We start from the raw sequence: 20,232 nt of genomic DNA on the forward strand, positions 1-20,232 counted from the left end.
ATTCGAAGGCAGACAACCGCCGGATGCAGGGATCAGTTTAATCCGAGAAGCGCTTTACGAAGAGCCTGAACCTCATGAAAAGAAGCGTTTTCGCTATTGCCCAACGCCCTGATCTTTTCCCTTATGAATGCGTTTCGGCTGCTGTCCCAGGGGAGGTCCCCCTTGATAGCTGATTCAAAAAGGGTATAGTCCTCGACGCCTTCACGGAATGCTTCCCAGCGGCGGCTGCTCACAGGCGAAGCGGCTCCGTTTACGCCTTCGTAAACGACGGCCCAATCGGGCCTACGGCCGTCCAGATCGTCCCATGCGCTCGTGCCAGAGGTGTCACTGTATGACCAGAAGCCGATGCCGCTAGCGCCGGCGCTCCACGCGCGCCAGGCCAGAAGACGATAGTAGTACCACGGCGATGCGGATTTCGCTGGCATCGGGGTATTCGAGTATACCCACCATGACTTCTCCAGCGTCGTGAAGAAAGGCGCTCCGCTCCCCTGGGCAAAACGAAGATCCGGTTGCCAGAAATCTACCAGGCCCTTCAGTGGGACCAGATCCTTCGCGTAACTGGGAATGGTTGTCGAGGTAATGGGGTTGGCATAGATCTGGATCTGCGGGTCAGCTTCTTTGATCCAGGATGCCAATTTCTGCAGTAGACGCAAGTCCTCGCCGCGCGGTTCGTCTATCGGGTAGAGTGCCCACTCAGATACAGGAATGCCCTGTCCTTCGAGCGATGCCCTGATCTTGACCAGCCAGCGCTTCAGCGTTTCCCTGTGTTTCGTCTCATTGGCCCCGTATGAGGGGCTAAGCCAGGAGGGGGCCTTTTCGCGCTCCCACCCCAGATATAAGAGGATCAAGCCCTTACCGCGATAGAGTTTCGCGTCTTCAACGAAGCGTACGGCTTTCTTAACGTCCCAGCCGCTGGCTGCGTGCGGCATGGGTATTACCGACGGGTGCAGGACAAACACGTTGATCCCGTGACGTGTGAGATCCTCGATCGCGGCCTTGCGATCCCTCCATATGGGAAGATCCGAAGTGTATGCCCAGTTTATAGAAGCCGGTCTGTGCTGATCTTTCAGCACAACCGGAGCGACCGAGATTGTAATCGGTAACGAGTGGGTCCACAATGATGCGGCGTCCGCAAAGGTCACTACCACCCTGTGCCTTCCGGCCGGTATCAGGCGAAGATCCGCTTGAAGCCAGAAGTAGGAGGCTTGCAGGCCCGGCAAAAGAATCTGCTTCTTGACCGGAATCAACGGATCGTAGACCAGCCGGCCATCGGCACTGAGAATCGGCATCACCTGACTCAACGACAAGGCCTGCAGAACGCGGGGATCGCCGCTGAACGTGATTTGGATCTTCTTTTCCGTCTTTCCGGGGTTCAGAAGACCGATGCAGCCGGCCTCCGATTCGCTTTGCGAACCCACAAGCTCAAGCCCCTGATTGCCCTCATTTACTTGTTCCTTCGTTGGGTAGATAGGCAAAGGTGAATAGGGGTTCTCGACAACCCATGGCGGGACGTGTACAGACCCGAATGTTTCTGCCCAGGCTGCGGTGTCTTCTTGAGGTGGCCTTATACGATCCAAGAGATGCTGACGATGTCTCTTCAAGCTGTCTCGCTCACAAGCCAAACGGTCGCCGATGGGAACGAGCTCAGCATGATCCAAGGAAACTTCGGCATTCCAGCGTATTTCATCAAGAAACAGATAACTGCCCCTGGGTCGGACGATTGCCAGCAATTTGTTTCCTTTTGAAGTTACCTTGACGGGCAGCCAGTGAGACGACCGATCCGCATATTGCTGAGAATCAAATGCCGCACCGCCTGCGTAATGGTATCGCTCGTTGACTCCCTCTCCATAATAGAGGTCTATCCGTGCGGGCAAATCGACGCCGGCATGAGAGCCTTTGGCCGAATGGAAGCTGAGCGTACCAGTGAAGGCCCCTGCGTCTGGACCTCCCGGCAATTCCATTTCTATCCTGATTGGGCCCTGCTCAAACCATCCCACGCATTTGCGATGCACCCACATAGGGAAGCGCATGGTCAGGCCGTCAGTTAAATCCCGCATGTCATCGGGATCAGTGCAAAGGGGATAATTCGGCTTCGGGTATAACTCACGGACAAAGAGGTTGTCTAGACCGCCGGTGGCGTAGGACGGGCCGACCCCGATGAGGCAGGCGACACACAAAGTGATAAACAGACGCGGTTTGTTCATGGCTTCATGTATGGCCGCCGTGCGGTCCGCAGCTCGTGACTTCCTGGGATCGCATCCTCACTTACCTCATCTCTGTTAGTTGGCGATAATATTTTTCTGCTGCTGACTTGCTCAAATGCTCTCTGAAATACTGGTGGCAATTCCGGGCCATCTCTTCCAGCAAGGCCCGATCGTCATCAATCTTTTCGATCGCCTGCACAATGGACAAAACATCACGCGCTTCAACCTTCAGTCCGGTTTTCCCATCCTGCACGATGTACTCTAAGGCTCCTTCATTTGTGCAGATAATTGGTGCTCCGGCGCGCATAGCCTCGATGACGGTATAAGAAAATCCTTCGCTGTATGACGGGAGCAGAACGGCGTCTGCTCTGCGGTATTCATCATCGAGAGCCCTGCCTGATAAGTAACCTTTGAAATTTACCATTCCTGCTGGAAGCGTTTTGCTGATTTCCCTGAGTTCGCGCAGCGCGGGCCCATCACCTGCAAAAGCGAGCGTTATGTCGTTTCTTCTACCGGCAAGGACGCGCATGGCCTCGATCAGGTCGAAGACCCCCTTTTCCCTCACGATTCGCCCGACGAAAAGAAGGCGCAAAGGTCCGTCCTTACGCGGTTGATCACGCTGGAGTACATCGTCTGACAGAGAATAATTGGCAAAAAGACCATGTTCATGCTGGGGGAAAAGGCAGGCAAAGCCCGCTGCCTGTATCGGGCTAAGCATATGGAATTTTCTAACTTTTGCCATGAGCGGGCGTATTGCGAAGGCAACAAAAGGGAGTAAATGCCAGATTGGCCCCGAAAACCTGCCTCCATGAAAAAAGACGTGAATGATGGGCTTCGTTCCGCGCGGCAGGACGGCCAGAATCATCAACATCTTGACGAACGACGCGGGATAGATTGAGGCGTTGATCAGCACATGAGAGAAATCACCGTGGAGAATGACCTTTCGTAGATCTGCAATATGTCTTGTTATATGGAAAATACCGGCTCGGACATTAGAATGCATTGAGCCGGGGTCAAGTACTACGGCATCCTGAAAACAGGTTAGCGCTTTAAGCGTCTTCATGTGCGTGGCCACACCCCCGAGATAGTCACCTTCGACCGATGGGCCGATAATGCATACCTTGCAGTGTTCACACATAATCCTGCATCACAATGCCCGTTTTGATAATACGTGCGGGTATCCCAGCAACCAGAACACCGTCCGGCACATGATCTACGAGTAAAGTGTTGGAGTGAGCAAATTAAAAACTTTCAGCATAATTGAGATACCGGTTATACAAATCCACATAAGATTCTGCTGTGCGCTCGATTGAGTAATGCATCTGGAACTTTTCACGAGCTGCTTTTGCCATTTGTGCGCCAAGGGACTTATCGTTCAGCAACCTGAATATCGCATCCGCCAGACGCTTGGCGTCTGCTGCCGGCACCAGAAGACCGCTGACACCCTGCTCAATAGCGTCGGGTATCCCGCCTACGGCTGTGCATACAACCGGTGTCCCGTAGCCCATGGCTTCCAGGAGTGTCAGCGGAAGCCCTTCCCAATCGGAGGATAAAACAAAAACATCGGCTGCGATCAGCAGTTCTGGTATGTCCTTCCGCACGCCCAATAAATGCACGCGCTTCCGCTGTTGCTCAGGGAGAGCACGAAGTCTATTTTCAAGCATCAGTCGATAACTGCCGGATGTTGAATCTTCGCCCACAACGAGGAGAATCGTCTCTGTTTCGCTCTGCGCTGTCAATTTTTCAAAGGCATCAATTAAGAGAATCTGATTCTTTTGCGGACACAGGCGCCCGATCGTGATGATAATATTGGCATCAAGTGGCAAAGCACTCTTTTTTCGTAGGTCATTCTTTTGTTCTTTTCTGATGGTCGGATCCACGCGGATCCCGTTATTTACTACCGGCGCGTCGATACCGTAAAAATCTCGTATACTGTTTTGAATTTCCGGAGACAGTGCGACAGGAAGCCAACCAAGGCGATTGAAGGCAAAGCGGTGCAATCGCAGGACTGTTCTCGAGGCTTCGCGTTCAGCGATATTATGAATTGTGTGAATCTTAACGGCTTTCTTGATCAATAGAGCGGCACCCATGGAATATCGCAGCCCTGCCAGGTGCGTATGAATGACATTCGGATCAATTTTTAGTAGCACGTCACGCATCCGAAAGAGAAGGCGGGGGTCTGGCCCTTTTTGCTTCCCGAGTGTATGAATCGCGGCGCCAGATTCAACTGCTTCAGTATATACGACTGAAGGAAATGGATCGTAAAGACTGATCAGATGGACGGAAAATGACGGATGGCGCCTCTTGATCTCGGCGCAGATGCGAACGGCAAGAAGCTCACCACCACCTACATTGAAGCTTGGAATTATGTGTACTATAATCACTATTTTACGTAAATGAAAACGTCAGTCTTTACATTTAAAACAACTATGCTGCCTTCATCGCGGCTGTTTGATCGCTTCAGGTCCGATTCTCCCAAGTGTGCCTGGATCTGAATATCCGTGATCCTCTGATATTCCGTTGTATGCGGCGAAGTCGTTCACCTAAATTGTCTTCATATTTGCGGTTACGGCATCGTCAATCGTAGGCTCCGTTTGCACGTTCAGGGAACGCTTATGTTTACTGATCATGCCCATAGCGTAACCGATACCGACAGTGAACCAGAGGACGGAATTCTTGCCTTGTGAAAGAAAAAGTCCAGCAAACAGCATTCCGCCGAGTGCAAGTGCCAGGCTGAAGCCCAAACCAATTCGCGCTCGGTCCTTTCCGTCGCCTCTATCAAAATGTAGTAGATGCTTAATGCTGAAATAAAAAATAGCAAGCAGCAAAATACCCGCAATTATTCCGTTTTCAACAAAAAACTCCAAATACATGTTGTGCGCAACGGCAAAAGTCTTTCCTTCTGCTAGTTGAGATGCCTGCACTTGATGATCTTTTAGAACATTTTGAAAGAAAGCTTGGCTGAAGTTCCCTGGGCCCACACCAAGCAATGGACTGCTAAAAAAAATCTCTAACCCAACGACCTGCAGCTTGACGCGATTGCTTATTGACTGACTGTAATTTATTTCCTTACCTGTCGCGATTGTCTTCGTACGTTCCCAGTAGCTTTGTGGCGCAAACGCAATCATCAGGGCGATGCCGAATAACCCTATAAAGAAAAGGCGGATGGAAGGACGTCGGAGGAACAGTACAGTCAGCACGAAAAGAAGAGCAAGGAATCCGCCGCGTGAACCTGTAAGAACAATGCCGGCAAGGATCGCGCAAAATACTGCAATAAATACGCTCTTGCAAGTCATACTACGGCAATTGCTAATCCAGTAGAAAATGAGTGGTACACCGGCGACAAGAAGCATGGCTGTGTCGTTAGGGTCTCCTCGGAGGGATGCCGCCCTCTGGACGTAAATGGTCTTGATAGCAAATGTGCCAGTTAGATACTGATAGATTGCGTGCCAGGCCCCGACAAACAATCCTGCTAGGCAGTACAGGGTCATTACCTTTACGTCGTCTGCAGACGTTAGTGTACCAGCCAGCAAAATGAGCAAAATAAGGCCTTTAGAAAAAAGAAGGATGGTGACAAATGAATTCTGTTGGTTAATACCAAACAGACCGGCGACAGCCATTACGATGACAAGCGAAATTACAAGAACGAGAAGTTTTAGAGATATTCCTGCCCATTTGTGACGAATCAGTATTGCTGAAAATACAGCAAGCCCTCCAATTAAAGGAAGATGTTCAGAGCCCTCCCCGATAACCTTATAAAAAATGCCATGAGTGATCATCAAGAAAAACAACAACCCGAGACCATGTAGAACGGAAAACATGGCAAGGCATCCAAAAGATGCAAAAGTGAATAATGATATCATCATGCTGATATCAAATTACCTCTCTTACTGAAGGGATTAGTTTTATTCGCTTTCTGACGCTACATACGGTTTAGTGTGGATTAAAAAAAGGCCGTTAATCATGCCGCGTAGTGGCTGAAGACTCGTTGCTCGGCATGCGGCAAGCATAGAAAGAAGAATACTTCCAGCCAAGTAGCGATAGAAAGATAGGTGTGATATGACTTTTTTTGAAAAGTATTGATTATGATGGGGGTAGATGTACTTCCGCCAAAATAAGTAGTGGTTATAGATGAGTGCCCTATATGACATTTCGAGACGTGAAGAATCGAGTCGTGTTGTGCCGCCGAGATGCTCTAAACGGATGCCCCCGATTATCAAGCACAAGCCACCCTTCTGATGAATGTCAAAAATAAAAGCACCATCCTCGCGTAAGGCATAAACAGAAACGTCTTGAAATGCAACATCGCCGAGACATCGCCGGTTCAGACAAAAAAGCCTATCAACCAAGATTATCGCCCCTGCGCCACCCTCCGTTACCCACGGCTCGAAAGGCTTATTCAAGGGGTAGTAATAGCCACCACCAGATGTGTAACGTATACCTCCTTTAGATCTGGGTATTGCGATTCCCCAAAAAGCCATAAAGAAGCGTAAAAATACTCCTTTGGGCCAGCTGCCCGACCAGTAGGGTATAACGCACGCAGCGTTTCGCTCTTTCATCGCAGAAAGTAGCAATTCAGCTGTCTCGGGTGCAATTACCACATCATCATCGAGGAGCAACACATATCTGTGCTTTGCTGCACGGATACCACCAGCACGTTGCGTGACCATCCCTCTTTTGTCCTGTTCGAAGCGAACGCAGCTTATGCCTGTATCCCATGGTTGAACGTCATTCGGGATGACAAGGATAATTTCCGCAGGCCTGACGGTCTGCTTCTCCAATGCCTCGAGGCATCGTTTTAAATACTTGTTATCGCGGACCGTCCGTATTGCAACTGAGAAAAGCGGTTCCACTGTTCTCGGCTCACTCTTTGAGAGATGAATTCGATACGGCCCGGTTTACTAGCATAGCCTTGAAAAACTCACCGATGATCAGTGCGAGCATGTATGCGACCGTAACAGCAAGGAGTGAAACATATTTCATGAGAAATACGCTGCATATGCAAACGCTGATCAACGTGACAACATTAACATATGCTCCCAGTTGAGGTCGCTGGATGGTATGCATAACCAGAGAGTAGTAGCTGATGAAGGCCGTTCCGGCTGTTGCCACGCTTGTGACCCAAAATATCGATAGGGATTTGATATACCTATCATCCAAGAAAAGCATCATGGCTAGGGAAAGGGAGGCGATAATAATAACGCAACCCATTATGTAAAAAGGTGCAAGCCGAGACAGTCTTTTCTTGTATTCATCGATTCGCTCAGTGGGCAAGCTGGAAATCTTGCTAAAAAGAACCTGCGTGATAGCGTCATTTATCATGCCAAAAACAGCCGTAAATACGAGACCGGCACTCAACAATGCCACCTGTTTGACACCGCCAATAATAGATACAATATAAACCATGCTTTGCTGGATTAGTACAAAGGAGATGCCTGTCAATGCGACTGACCAAGAATATTGAATGCTCTCTGCACCTGCATCTAGCAATTCTTCCAGTCGAACGGGATAAATGCTGAATGAATTGTTGAAGGTCATCAACCCCCATAATAAAATTATGGATAATGGAAAAACGTAAATCGCGAGAAGAAACCAAACCTCTGAAGCAAAGTACGAGAACGATATCATCATGCACAAAAAAGACACTCTCAAGACTGCGTATACTAGCGTGTGAAGTGCAATTAAACGAAACTCTTCCATTGCTTGAAAGTAGGCTCGTGTAAAACTCCATATTCCCAATATTCCACCACAAAAGAAAGCGACCGTTACAAGACACCATCTGCTATCATCATGCATGATTAAAGAAGCAAATAGACGTCCCGTCAAAAGACCAATTATAACGAGAATTAGAAGCATGAAGATCTTGAAATAGAAATTCGCGAGTAAAATTGCCCTACTTCTAGGATGGTTTTTGACATGTTTCTTATAAAGACGTATCATAGAATAATTCATTCCGAATTCAGAAAGTGTTAGAGTCAGCAGAGCAATATTAACAGCTACTGAATAGAGACCAAAGAATTCATGATTGAAATTCCTTGCAATCACAATATTAGCTGCAAAGACAGTAATGTTGTTGATGATATTAGAAGTCAAAATACAAAATACATCATTGAAGAATTTCTGTGGTATGCCACATAAATCACTAATTTTGTTAAATAGCGACGTATACAAAATTATCACTATTGCCAATCAGCCTAAAGAATTTCTAAGATATTTGTCAGACGACGAACAAAGGTATGTGAGCGGCTTGACTCATGTCCTTGGCAGGCCAGAGCCTGGCGTTTTTCATTATTGACTAATAAGTCCGATAACACGTCTAAAAAGTTGTTATCGAAACATTCTGCGTAATCCATCCAGGGAACTAACCACTTATGCAAATATGGCTTTGCTTCAGCTAATTGGCATGTTGCAGTTGCGGGAATAGCAAAGAACATAGGATTGACGGGCATGGCTCCATCATCTTGATGAATGTTAATACAAATCTTAGAGCGTCCTATTACACTTGCAAGCTGATGGGCAGGTATCCTTCGTGAAAGCCACTTGACTCCAGCCCCTTTGCGGTGGCCAAGTGATAGATATAAACTAGCATTCCCGAATAAAGTTCCTGTTGAGCCGATAAAGTAGCTATTTTTAGAAATCTTAGATGTTGCTTCGTTTAGCATTCGAAGATACATTTCACGTCTCTTGTATCTATAACCAAGCTTGCCGATTAAAAGTATATCGATATCTTTCAGCTTCTCCTCATTAGGCTTATAAATTAAGTCATCAAAGCCGAGTGGTAGCCAACTATTATTAGTAGTGTTATCGGAAATATCGCCTGCGTCGATATAAAATACATGTTTCGAGATTTCTTCATAACTTTTTGTATATTCAGCTCGTGATAAGGAATCAATAGCCCAAGTAATTATAGGTACTTTAGCACGAAACAAAGCATCCCGATTGTCTGCTTCAATGCAGTCTCCTTTTAAAATGAGCAGGAGATCTATTTGCTTCATACGTAACTGCGAGACAATGTGATCACGCAGCAAAGAGTTGAATGCGTGAGCGGTAGCTTTGCGATAAAACGGATCATGAATGCGATCATATGCAACACGGACAAGATTCTGACGTGACGGAGGAGAATATTCATAAAGCATCGCTTCCCAGCCAATGCGACGAAACGCATCGGCAATGCTTTGAGGAATATTACCAACTCGTGGTCCTATTATCGAAACCTTACGCATCAAATGGATGATGGAATATGAGTAAATTAGGATTATGATAAATTTGTTTTTCGATTTTGTTCCATTAACAAAATTTGAAAGATTTTAAGGGTTAATCGTTCAGTTGTCTTTCCATCCCACAGTTCCGGTGCGCTGGTCTTTTTTACTCCGGCAATCGCTTCTTGCGCTTTCGTCGAAAGGCCCTCCGGCGTGCACAGCCTGTTGGTCCCCTGTGTCACCGTGATCGGCCGCTCCGTGTTGGGCCGGAGCGTCAGGCAGGGGATGCCGAGATAGGTGGTCTCCTCCTGGATGCCGCCCGAGTCGGTAATGGCCAGCCGGCAGTTGAACACGAGGTTCATGAAGGGGATGTAGCTGAGCGGCTCGTCGAGGTGAATGCCGGGGCTTGCCGCGAGGCCGGCAAGGAGGCCGAAGGCCTCGAGGTTCTTGCGCGTGCGCGGGTGCACGGGGAAGATCAGGGGCAACTCGGCCGCGATGCGCTTCAGGGCATCGCAGAGCCTTCCCAGCGTTTCCGGGTGGTCGACGTTTGCCGGCCGATGCAGGGTGACGATGCCGTAGGCGCCGTTTTTCAGCCCGTATTTCGCAACGGCGTTTTCCGCCATGATCCGGGGCCGCATCATCTCCAGCGAGTCGATCATGATGTTGCCGACGCGCTCGATTCTCTCCTTCGGGATCCCTTCGCGCAGGAGGTTCTCGTCGGCATCCGGCGACGGGGTCCAGAGGATGTCGGCGATGCTGTCCGTCACGATGCGGTTGATCTCCTCGGGCATGGTGCGGTCGAAGGAGCGAAGGCCCGCCTCGAGGTGTGCCGTCCTGACGCCCAGCTTGACCGCCGCCAGGGTGCAGGCGGCCGTGGAGTTTACGTCGCCCACCACGACGACGAGGTCGGGCCGCCTCTCCATGAGGAGCCTCTCGTAGGCGATCATGACCCGGCCCGTCTGCTCGGCGTGCGTGCCGCTGCCCACGCCGAGGTGATGGTGCGGCTCGGGCAGCATGAGGTCCCTGAAGAAAGCATCGGACATGTTGACGTCGTAGTGCTGGCCGGTGTGCACGATGAGGGGCTCGGCCCATTCTTCGCGCCTGAGCGCGTGGTAGAGCGGGGCGATCTTCATGAAGTTGGGCCTGGCGGCCGCGATGAGGTGGATGAGCTTTTTCAATGATATGACCGTGTTAGGTTTTACGTTTTAGGTGTTAGGTAAGAAATACAGTTCGTTAGTTCATTAGTTGGTTAGTTCACGAAGGCGGTTCATTGGGTCCTCAGTTATTGAGTTCGTTAGTTCGATAACTTTTGCGCGTATTGGGCAAAGACGGCGATGCCGGGCGCATGGCATCAAACAAAAGGCGCATAGAGAAGAAACCATGCAATCTTTGCATATTCGGACAGGATGAATCTCCGGTCGTAGCTGTTGAATAGCCAGAAGCCCTCGCTTTTCGTTTCGTAGCGGGTCGGCACGTGAGTGAGTGTGAATTCGTTTCCGTGCGCTTTCTCTGCCCCCTCCCTCTGTCCCTCCCGCGAGGGGAGGGAAGTGTTGTCTGTTTTCGAGGGCGAGTCAGTTTGCGTATCGAAGACCCTGCGGGCGATCAGCTGGATCCGCCGCATGTGGTAGGGGGAGCTGACGAGGATGGCCGATTTGAGGCCCATGCGCTCCATCAGGTCGCGGGCGATCAGGGTCTCCTCGTGGGTGTCCTCAACGACCCAGTTCCTTAGTTTGGTTAGTTCGTTAGTTCGCTCGCTGTCGCTCGTTTTAGGTTTTAGGGGAAGATGTACGTCAGTTCGTTGGTTCGTTAGTTCGTTAGTTCTTTGGTTCAGATTGGAAAAAGAATGTTTCAGATCAAGGCGAATGAACTTGCCGGAGGGGTCGAGTTTCTGGACCTGGCTGCGGGCCGGGATGATGAGGTATTCGGCCCAGCCCTCCGTGACGAGCTGCCTGGCTTCCTTCTCCCGCGTGCCCTTCTCGCCGCCCAGGAAGAGGATGGCCGCGTCGGATTTGGCGGGCGGGTCGGAGACGACCAGGAACGCCGGGGCTTGGATGATTGCCAGAATTGCCAGGATAAGAAGGCAGAGGATCAGAAATAAAAAACGGTTCATTAGTTGATTGGTTCGTTAGTTCGGGAAGACAGTTCGTCATTTCGATTGGTTCTATTAGTAGGTCATCGCGCTGCAGGGGTGCGTATCATATGTTTCAGGTATTACGCGGAGAATAAGAAAAAGGAATCGGACCAGCTTACAGTTTCAGATCCTGGAGCAAGCAGATCTTTTCTTCTCTCTCCATTTTTCGGGCAAAGGCCCGGTCGGCTGTCACGAGAATGGCATCGCGGTCATATGCTGCTGCCAGGTAGGCGGCATCGTAAAACGTGACGGCATTCTTGGTCATCCAGGAGAAGATCATCTTGGTCATGCCCGGCGTCGGTTCGATTTTTTGGATGCCAAGATTCAATAGCATTTCCATTTTCTCCTGCGCCGCCTTATCGAGCAGGCGGCCCAGGATGTTGCCGGTTTCGTACACCCAGAGACAGGGGGCCGCCAGTTCGCATCGGCCCTCACCCCATGCATGGAGCAGCGCCATGGCGCGTTCCTGGTCCGCCTCCCTCTCGTCTCCGAGCACCCACTTCAGGATCACCGAGGCATCGACCACGTATGTCGTCATCAATGCTTGCTCCGATCCGATTCAAGGGCAGAGACGATTTCCCGGGTAGACAGGCGCTTACCTCTCGAGGCACTCTTCACGAGACGGCTGATGGCTTTTTGTCTGCGGATGAGATCCAGTTCCTTCCGCAATGCCTCATTGACGATCTGGCTTCTTTTACCCGCAGGAACGAGTTCCACCAGATCCCGGCTCACGCTCTCGTCGATGAGAAAGTTGATTCTTTTCGCGGTGGAGCTCATACGCACCTCCGATATACACTAATCATATGTATATATCATACACCATACTTAGGGAGACGACAAGGGTGGATTGTCGCAGATAGAAACGGTTCGTTAATTCGCCCGTTGCGTGGCGTTTTACGTTACCTCTTCGCGGCGTGTTAGGTTTTACGTGTTGGATTTTAGGGAAAAAGACAGTTCCTTAGTTCGTTAGTTCATTCGTTCGCTGGTTCAAAAGACCGTGTTGGGGAAAAAAGCAGTTCGTTAGTGAGGCAGTTCGTTGGTTCAAAACCCGTTTTAGGTTTTACGTGTTACGTTTTAGGGAAGAAAACAGTTCGTTAGTAAGGCCGCTGCGCGGAGCGCAAGGGATCATGTGATTAAAGTCCGCCGAGGAAAGATGCGCTTTCTGCAGCCAGTGCGGACAAGGGGATCACCTCGATCGCGTCGGCAAGCTTGTAGCCCCGGTCTCCGGGATAGACGACGAGGAGCCGGTCGAGGCCCAGGTCCGTCATCGCCGACCGCATGGACGGGGTCAGGCGGGGCGCGTCGGCCCGCTTGATCTCGACCCCGCAGCGGCGCCCGCCCTTGAAGAGCAGGAGGTCGATTCCGGCTCCGGCGTAGGTGGCCCAGAAGTATGCCTCGTCGGGCTGGACGCCCGCGAGCAGGTTTTCTATGACGTAGCCTTCCCATGACGCGCCGCACTTGGGATGGGAGAGGAGATCGTCCCGGGTGCGGATCCCCAGGAGGTGGTGCAGGAGTCCGCTGTCCCGGAAATAGATCTTGGGCGATTTGACCTGCCGCTTCTTGAGATTCGCATGCCACGGGGGGAGCCGGCGCACCATGAAGACACCCTCGAGCAGGTCGAGGTAGCGGCGCACGGTGGATTCGTTCACGCCCAGCGACCGGGCGGGCTCGGCGGCATTCCAGATCTGGCCGTGGAAGTGAGCCAGCATGGTCCAGAAACGGAAGAGCGTCGGCGCAGGCGTGCCGATGCCGAGTTGCGGGATGTCCCGGTCCAGGAAGGTCTGGATGAAATTCTTCCGCCATGCCAGGCTGTCAGTCTCACTCGCGGCCAGGAAGGAGAGGGGAAGCCCGCCCCGCAGCCAGTGCTTCTAGTGGTCCGGCATGCCCACATCCGCGAGCGTCAGCCCGCCGATGCGGACCGTCTCCAGCCGGCCGGCAAGAGATTCCGACGACTGGCGGAGAAGCGCGGGAGAGGCGCTTCCCAGGATGAGAAACCGTGACGGCAGGGGATCGCGGTCCGCCAGAACGCGGAGGATCGGGAACAGCTCGGGTCGCCGCTGGATCTCGTCGATGACCACAAGCCCCGTCAGGCTTCGAAGCGCCGTCATGGCCTCGTCCAGGCGCGCCAGGCTGACGGGGTCTTCCAGATCGAAGTAATTGGCCGACTCCGGAGCGACGAACTGCCGGGCAAGCGTCGTCTTGCCGCACTGGCGGGGGCCGAGAAGGGCGACGATGCGGCTCCTGGCCAGAGCGGTTCTGATCGCTTCGGTGGCAGCCGGTCGTGGAATCATTCCCGTATAGTACCTTGAAATTCCCGCATGTCAAGCGGGATATTCAAGGTAGTTAGGGGTTCGATTGAGAAGGTTTAGGGTTTTACGAAAGCCCTTTGGGCCGTTTTAGGTTTTACGTTCTAGGTTTTAGGTAAGAAAATCGGTTGGTTAGTACGGCCGCTGAGCGGTATGTTGCGTTTTATGTTTTGCGCGATTAGGGTTCAGGCTTTTTCCTGTGCGACCCTCTCATGCAGCCAGACCTTGATGAGCGCCCCCCGGTCCACGCCGATGCGCTCACGCACGGCATCAATGTCCCGCACGAGCGATTCGGGGATATCGAGCGTAATGCGTATCTTTCTGCCGGGCCGGGTGATGGCGGCCTTCGACAGGTCTGCGAGGTCGTGGAGGTCCTCTCCCCGGTCAAAGCGCTCATCGAATTCCGAAGCGGTCTTCGCCGGCCGTTTTGTCTTCATAAAGCCTTACCACCCTGGGCCGCGCTCGCCGCACGGATATGATTCGGATGGCATCTCCCCGCATGGTTTAGATGGCTGTCCAAATCTTGCCTTCGACTGCAGCAATCAGTGCCCCTCGTTCTTCCAACGGAAAGGTCATGTGGACTTCAACCCGATCATCGTCGAGCCAGAGGCACCGGGCTTTCTTGAAATCGATACCGTGCTTTTTCCGGTTCGAGATGCTTTTCTGCGCGTCCCACTCAAAAGTCATGTCAATTATACATTTATTAAACAAATATGCAACATGTATTACTCAACAAAGAAGTTCAAGCGAACCTTGCCGTCATCCCGCCGGCGTTCTTGAAGGGCTCCATGGGCATGTCCTCGGCATCCGGGTAGGGCCAGGGGCTGGTATTTGCGTAAATTCTTCCTGTTCCTGTCGTGTTGCAGGGCCGTGACGATTTCACGGGTGGACATGCGCTTGCCTTTCGCCGCTTCCCTGAAAAGTCGGGACACGGCCTTCTTTCTGCACTCGCGTGATTGTTGTATTCTCAAGGCCCTGTCGCTCGGGCTTCTGTCTCCCGTGGCGCTTGATTGCATCAAAGATAGCGTTACGCGGGAATTACGTTTTAAGAAGAGACTGCACAAAGCTTCGCCCTCTCGATTACAGAAGGGCACGAGGCATTCTGAATCGACGGGGTGGTCGGGGTGGTGAATGCGCCATGCCGGATGGCTCGGGTACCCCCTGCCGCCGGGCTGTTTCTCATGGGATGCCCGGGCTTTCTGAATCCTTGCATCTTATGCAAAAAACCTGCAAATCCGTCAACTTCTGTAGCGAAATCCGGCATCGATGTCAATATGGAATATTCCGTAAATTTAATAATTTACGACTGTTTTAGGTTTTCGGTGTTATGTTTTGGGTGAGAGGGAACAGGAGAGGGCGGGGCTGTCGGCGGGCGGCATCAAAAAAGGGAGGTTGCGGTGGCGGTTCGTTGCAAAATCCGTAGCCCGGCCCGGGTGATCCCGGCATTCTGTAGATGGCCGTGTTCCCGGCCACGAGAAAAGGCAGGGCGCCCGGAGATGGCTTTCCTTGCGTCTGCATGTCCGCGGGTCATGCCGGGCCCGGTCGTCTCCCGTAGCCCAGGCAGGCTTCTCTGTGAAGAGGTCCCGCCGGTGAGCCCGGCCCGTCTTCTATGCCGCATACGACAAAAGTACTAGATTGACGTTTTTTCGGGAAAATTTTCTTTGGGCCTGTGAAATGCATGCGCGGCCGCGACGCGGGGGGGGCGATCCGGCAGGCCCGATGACAGATCTCTTTACGGATTGGGGATGGATGAATTGATTGGTAAAAACAAATAGTTGGCGCATGCGCGGCTTTCCTTCGCCTTCAGACTGTAAAGAGCCTTTACACTTTTGGGGGATGGCCAACAGACTGCTTTCCGGAATTGGTCAATAAAATCATATGGTTGCGATTTTGGCGCATTCTGTGCAACCAAAAGAACGGAAATGACAGACCAAAAAGGGGGGGAGGTGACGTATGAGAAAGGTCATGGTGTTGGCTGTCCTGGCGGCCCTGTTGCTTTGCGTTCCGGCGGCCTGGGCGATTCTCACGCCCGGTGACGCCGATTTCAAGCCGACCGCGTGGGGCCCCTGCGGGATGACGAAGGACATGGGCGGCACGTTCAGTTTCTACTACTGGCGGAACGTCTCTGCGCCGCCTGCACCGGGGCAGCATTGGGCATTCTATCAGAACATGGGCCCGGGCGCGTGGCAGTACGCGGGCAAGTATCGTTGGGAGGCCCGGTATCCCGGCTTCCCGGGTTTTTACCCTGTTGCGCCCGTGACCCAGCCGCACGCCGTTCCTGAGCCCACGACACTTCTGCTTCTGGGCCTGGGCCTGATCGGCGTGGCCGGCATCGGACGGTTCCGAAAGTAGGGTGTGCCACTCGTAAGGGGAAGGCATGAAAGGCAGAACCGATTGGCTCTGCCTTTTTCGTTGAGGGCCGTCGGGCCTGGTCCCGGTCTGCTGCTTTGAACGTCTTCCGATCCTCTAGGGGCAGGTGCTTTTCCCGAAGTTTGCGGCGAAGGCAGGGATGCCTAGCCGACCGGGGTCGGCGATCAGCGACGCCAGGTCGCTTCCGTCCACGTCGCAGTCTCCGTCGAAATCGCCCCGGGCGGCAAGGGTAATCGAAGAAATCAGCTCAATGCCGGCTCCCGTGCCCAGGTTGCGGGTGTACTGCTTGTTGGTGACATTGTCCCAGTGCTCGTGGACGCCCAGGCTGGCCATCCTCGTCCCGTCTCTCTCCGGGTCGTAGACGGTTCCCGACGGGGGACTGTCGGCCAGGGCGGCCTCGTGCAGGTAGTCTTGGGCGAGACCGTCCCAGACCGAGACCTCCGCGGGCCATTCGGCCAGGAGGAAGTCGAACCCGACCGAATCGATGGCCACCGGGTCCTGCGAGGCGAAGAGACTCGAGGGCCAATCGCCGTTGAAGGGCGGCATGTTCCACCTGTAGGGCGTGCCGCTCCAGCCCTTGCCGCCGTACAGGGCATCGACCAGGTAAAGAAGCGTCTTGCGGCCGATGCCCTCGTGCCCCATCAGGTCGACCAGGGTGCGGTACCGGCCGCGGCCGGGCTGATTGCCCTCGATGTTCGTGTGCAGATCGTAGTAATTGTAGTGCACGCCCCGCAGATCACCCACCGGGGAGCGGACGAGAGAACCGAAGTGGTTCTTGGCGGAGAGGGTGATGCCCGCCCTTTCGTGGCTTTTGAGCACCGAGAAGTCGATGAGGTAGGCCGCATCCACGTAGGGCTGGGGCAGGTAGTCCTGCACCTTGCCGTCCGCGGCCGGCGTGCTCCAGTAGAAGGGGGTGCCGGAGAGCTGCACCTGGGTGCGGCCGGCAAAGGGGTAGTGATCGAGGTACACCACATTGGGGAACTCGGCATGCAGGTAATCGTACCACTCCTGGGGAAAGAAATTGACGGGGTCGCCCACGAAGATGTCGGCCTGGCTCACCCCGGCGGCGTTGACCAGCTGCCGCAGGAGCGCGAGGACGAGCTGCGGGTTCGTCATGCCGGCGTTGTTCGGGTAACGGTTCAGGGCGACGATGGAGCGGCTCGATGGGTTGCTCTGGCTGCTCACGTAGCAGAGCGTCAGGTTGAGCTTGATCACGATCTTTTCCCCGGCCTGGTAGCCCCGGTCGCCTGCGCCCTTCTGGAGATTGGTGTAGCGGAACAGGGCGTCCCAGGCCCCGGCATCCGTGGGTCGCCCGGCCAGCCACCGAACCGCCTTCGACATCATCGTGTCGACGACGGCCTGGCTGGTGTGCGAGGGCTGCCAGCTGTACCCGTCGCCCGGGCCGTTCCAGTCGGTGGCCGCAGGGTCGTGCACCCAGACGACGCGGCCGGGGTTGACGCCTTTTGCCGTGCCGATAGGTGCGTTAGGCGTGTCGGGCGTTGCCTGCGCAAAGAGGGGCGGGATCTGCCCCATGAAGGCCGTCGGGGTCAGGCTGCCGCTGAAGCCGGCCCAGGCCGTGACGGCGGCGGCGACTGTGCACACGCCCGCGAGGCGGAATCGGGATTCGCGGAGGCTCTTCCTGGCCTTGCAGAGCAGGGATGCGGAAGCCCCCAGCCCGACGAGCCACACCACGAAGGCCGAGGCCGCGGGGAAGGCCACCCGCATGCAGGGATATGTCGCGCGGCTGGGCTTGGGGATGACCCGGACCAGGAACCAGAGTAGGGAAAGGAAGCCGAACAGGGGCAGCAGGACTCTTGCCCATCTCGAAGCGGTCCGGTTCATGGTCGGCCTCTTGTGCCGCGCGTTTGCGGTCATGCAGCGCCTGTCATGCACGGCGAACGTTCAACTCCCCTGCCTCGCATGAAGATGACCGGGGAGGACCGGCAGCCGGGTGCAGCTCTTTCGGCAGGGCTGTAACGCTGTCCCCCCTGCGGCAGATCAACGTGCCGACACGATGAAACACGTCAGGCGGAATCAACGCATTGCCTTGGCCGGCGCGAATGGCATGTGCGGGCGATTACTTGAAGCGCCTGCGGAGTGCGGCAAGGCCGAGCAAACCCGCGCCCAGCAGCCAGAACGCACCGGGGATGGGGACAGTATTGGGGGTGTCAGGGGCCGATAGGGTGAAGATGACGTTTTCCCGCCTCTCGATCCTCAGCTTCCCTTACCCTTTGCTTGTTATTTACGGGCACACCGTCCCGAAGGCGCCCACGAGCGTGGCCAGGTCGTGGCCGTCCACGTCGCCGTCGCCGTTGTAGTCGCCGCTGCCGCTGAGGCCGTAGTTCGCGGCGAAGATGGCCAGATCCGCGGCGTTCACCTGCCGGTCCCCGTTGAGATCCCCCGGGCACGGGGTGACGTTCGGGGCGATGGTATAGGTGTGGGCAATCGTCCCGTTGGTGCAGCCGTCGCCCGTGATGCAGCTGCGGATGTAGTCCACGGTCGCCGCGGTCGGCGTGACCGTGACCCGCACGTGACCCGCATTGGGCAGGTTGCCCCCGCTGACGACGTAGGGGCTCGTGTCGTAGAGGTCGAATCCGTACCCCGTCATGCCCGCTGCGGGAACCAGCTGGTAAACGATGCCGTCCCGCAGCTCGTGGACGAACTGATGATCGTGTCCGTGGAAGAAGGCGGACACGCCGTTGTCGCGCATGAGCTGATGGATCGGGTCCGCACCCCATCCGGGACGCTGCGTCTCGAACACGGGCGTGCCGCTCGAATTCTGCCCGCCCCACTCGAAGTACGGGGCGGCCACGGCGCCGCCGCGCACGTAGGTGGGCGGACCGGCCTCCGGGTTCGAGACCGTCAATTGCCCGCCGACGACGTGATGGGAGAACACGAACTTGTATTTTGCCGTGCTGTTCTGGAGGGTCTGCTTGAACCAGTTGAACTGCTGGAGCCCCAGGGTCCAGTTCCACTGGTCGCCGCTGACGACCTCGTCATTGTCTTCCCCCGAGCCGATGACATTCCCGTAGGGCTTGGTCATCGTGTACTGGAAGGGATCGAGGACGACGAACAGCACGTCGCCCCACGTCCAGGCGTAGTAGTCCTCGCGGTGCTTGTCGTCGCCCGTGATCGCCGCGAGGAGGTCGGTGTTGCCGGAATAGAACCCGTTCGGGATCGGATTGGGGAAGTAGCGCTTGCGGGCATTGATGCTGAACAGGGCCTTGCTGTTGACATCGTCGAGGTTCCAGCCCTCCTCGTTCTCGTGGTTGCCGATTGCAAGGAAAACAGGCGCCGAGTGGCTAAAATTGCCGAAGTAGGGGCGCTGGTTCAGGTAGGTCGTGTCGGCTTCCGCCTGGGTGTCCACGCCGAGGTCGCTGCTGATGATGAAGGCATCGCCCAGGTCGATGTGGAAGTCCGGGCCGTTCGCGGCGATGTTCTGCGTCGTCCGCTGATACCGGTCTGGGGAGTTCCCGGAGAACGTATGGCCCAGGTGCGAATCCGACGAAATCGTGAACGTAAACGTGCTGCCCGGCGCCCTCTGGGTTCGGAACGAGTGCTCCGACCGGTAGTTCCAGGCGTACCCGCTGTCAAAGCGGTACCCCACGCGGTAGTAGTACTGCGTGTTCGGCAGCAGCCCGCTGATGACGATGCTCAGGGGCACGTTGGCCGTGCTTCTGTACACCCCGGTTGCACCGGTGTAACTGCCCGGGGATGTGCCGTACTGGACGTAGACGTCCCGGGCCGCGTTCAGAACGACGTTCACGGTGACGGAGGTGTCCGTCGGCCTGCTCAGCAGCTCCGGCCCCGTAAAGCTGACCTGCGCGTTCAGCTCCGGCGGCGCGGCCGACAGACCGATGAGCATGACAGCAGCGCACAGAAGACTGGCGACTCTCGGCGCTTTCATGGCGTTCCCTCCTTGGCATCCCGTGATGTTAAAGACCTGTTTGCCGTCACCTGTGTGGAGCGATCTGAGAACCGGCGGCGGATGTGCCCCGGTCAGGGTGTTTTACGTGTCCGGG

The 20,232-nt window shown here is 54.5% G+C and carries 17 protein-coding genes and 1 pseudogene; 1 reads left to right on the top strand and 17 read right to left on the bottom strand.

Translation table 11 applies throughout. The features are described from left to right. Positions 1-32 precede the first annotated feature (32 nt). The 14 genes and pseudogenes from HPY67_09085 to HPY67_09150 form a co-directional block, all read right to left on the bottom strand. On the bottom strand, positions 33-2,204 hold the full coding sequence (locus tag HPY67_09085; GenBank protein NPV04872.1) for a hypothetical protein: 2,172 nt from the start codon (positions 2,202-2,204) through the stop codon (positions 33-35). 61 nt (positions 2,205-2,265) lie between these two features. Then, positions 2,266-3,342, bottom strand: coding sequence for a glycosyltransferase family 4 protein (locus HPY67_09090; protein ID NPV04873.1), 1,077 nt, complete (start codon positions 3,340-3,342; stop codon positions 2,266-2,268). A gap of 103 nt (positions 3,343-3,445) precedes the next feature. Further along, positions 3,446-4,588 carry a glycosyltransferase gene (locus tag HPY67_09095; protein NPV04874.1) on the bottom strand — a complete coding sequence of 381 codons (1,143 nt, stop codon included), beginning with the start codon at positions 4,586-4,588 and terminating at the stop codon, positions 3,446-3,448. A 159-nt stretch (positions 4,589-4,747) separates the two neighbouring features. After that, on the bottom strand, positions 4,748-6,025 hold the full coding sequence (locus tag HPY67_09100; protein ID NPV04875.1) for a hypothetical protein: 1,278 nt from the start codon (positions 6,023-6,025) through the stop codon (positions 4,748-4,750). An 84-nt stretch (positions 6,026-6,109) separates the two neighbouring features. Continuing rightward, a complete protein-coding gene (locus HPY67_09105; GenBank protein ID NPV04876.1) occupies positions 6,110-6,985 on the bottom strand; it encodes a glycosyltransferase in 876 nt (291 codons plus the stop codon). A gap of 82 nt (positions 6,986-7,067) precedes the next feature. Then, positions 7,068-8,393 (bottom strand): oligosaccharide flippase family protein, encoded by a 1,326-nt coding sequence (locus HPY67_09110; protein ID NPV04877.1) that lies wholly within the window; start codon positions 8,391-8,393, stop codon positions 7,068-7,070. A gap of 5 nt (positions 8,394-8,398) precedes the next feature. Then, positions 8,399-9,427 carry a hypothetical protein gene (locus tag HPY67_09115; protein NPV04878.1) on the bottom strand — a complete coding sequence of 343 codons (1,029 nt, stop codon included), beginning with the start codon at positions 9,425-9,427 and terminating at the stop codon, positions 8,399-8,401. A 32-nt stretch (positions 9,428-9,459) separates the two neighbouring features. Further along, the gene (gene wecB, locus HPY67_09120) at positions 9,460-10,581 is read right to left on the bottom strand and encodes a UDP-N-acetylglucosamine 2-epimerase (non-hydrolyzing) (GenBank protein ID NPV04879.1); all 1,122 of its coding nucleotides are present in this window, start codon (positions 10,579-10,581) and stop codon (positions 9,460-9,462) included. Positions 10,582-10,754: 173 nt separating this feature from the next. Beyond that, entirely contained in the window at positions 10,755-11,513 is a 759-nt protein-coding gene (locus tag HPY67_09125; GenBank protein NPV04880.1) for a YdcF family protein, read from the bottom strand. Between the two features lie 136 nt (positions 11,514-11,649). Beyond that, the gene (locus tag HPY67_09130; GenBank protein NPV04881.1) at positions 11,650-12,072 is read right to left on the bottom strand and encodes a type II toxin-antitoxin system VapC family toxin; all 423 of its coding nucleotides are present in this window, start codon (positions 12,070-12,072) and stop codon (positions 11,650-11,652) included. Beyond that, positions 12,072-12,311: a hypothetical protein gene (locus HPY67_09135; GenBank protein NPV04882.1), complete on the bottom strand. Its 240-nt coding sequence runs from the start codon at positions 12,309-12,311 to the stop codon at positions 12,072-12,074. Before HPY67_09135 ends, HPY67_09130 begins: the two co-directional genes overlap by 1 nt. Before the next feature lie 356 nt (positions 12,312-12,667). Further along, a pseudogene (locus HPY67_09140) lies at positions 12,668-13,825 on the bottom strand (ATP-binding protein). A 200-nt stretch (positions 13,826-14,025) separates the two neighbouring features. Then, a complete protein-coding gene (locus HPY67_09145) occupies positions 14,026-14,277 on the bottom strand; it encodes a CopG family transcriptional regulator (protein ID NPV04883.1) in 252 nt (83 codons plus the stop codon). A 67-nt stretch (positions 14,278-14,344) separates the two neighbouring features. Continuing rightward, the gene (locus HPY67_09150) at positions 14,345-14,527 is read right to left on the bottom strand and encodes a hypothetical protein (GenBank protein NPV04884.1); all 183 of its coding nucleotides are present in this window, start codon (positions 14,525-14,527) and stop codon (positions 14,345-14,347) included. Between the two features lie 1,266 nt (positions 14,528-15,793). Here HPY67_09150 and HPY67_09155 point away from each other — a divergent pair. Then, the gene (locus HPY67_09155; protein ID NPV04885.1) at positions 15,794-16,192 is read left to right on the top strand and encodes a PEP-CTERM sorting domain-containing protein; all 399 of its coding nucleotides are present in this window, start codon (positions 15,794-15,796) and stop codon (positions 16,190-16,192) included. 114 nt (positions 16,193-16,306) lie between these two features. Here HPY67_09155 and HPY67_09160 read toward each other — a convergent pair whose 3' ends face one another. The 3 genes from HPY67_09160 to HPY67_09170 form a co-directional block, all read right to left on the bottom strand. Next, positions 16,307-18,052 (bottom strand): DUF362 domain-containing protein, encoded by a 1,746-nt coding sequence (locus HPY67_09160; protein NPV04886.1) that lies wholly within the window; start codon positions 18,050-18,052, stop codon positions 16,307-16,309. A 235-nt stretch (positions 18,053-18,287) separates the two neighbouring features. Then, positions 18,288-18,428, bottom strand: a complete 141-nt coding sequence (locus HPY67_09165; GenBank protein ID NPV04887.1) for a VPLPA-CTERM sorting domain-containing protein — start codon at positions 18,426-18,428, stop codon at positions 18,288-18,290. A 24-nt stretch (positions 18,429-18,452) separates the two neighbouring features. Then, a complete protein-coding gene (locus tag HPY67_09170; GenBank protein ID NPV04888.1) occupies positions 18,453-20,117 on the bottom strand; it encodes a hypothetical protein in 1,665 nt (554 codons plus the stop codon). Between the last annotated feature and the right edge of the window lie 115 nt (positions 20,118-20,232).

It is taken from the genome of Syntrophaceae bacterium (assembly GCA_013177795.1).
GTDB lineage: Bacteria > Desulfobacterota > Syntrophia > Syntrophales > UBA2192 > UBA2192.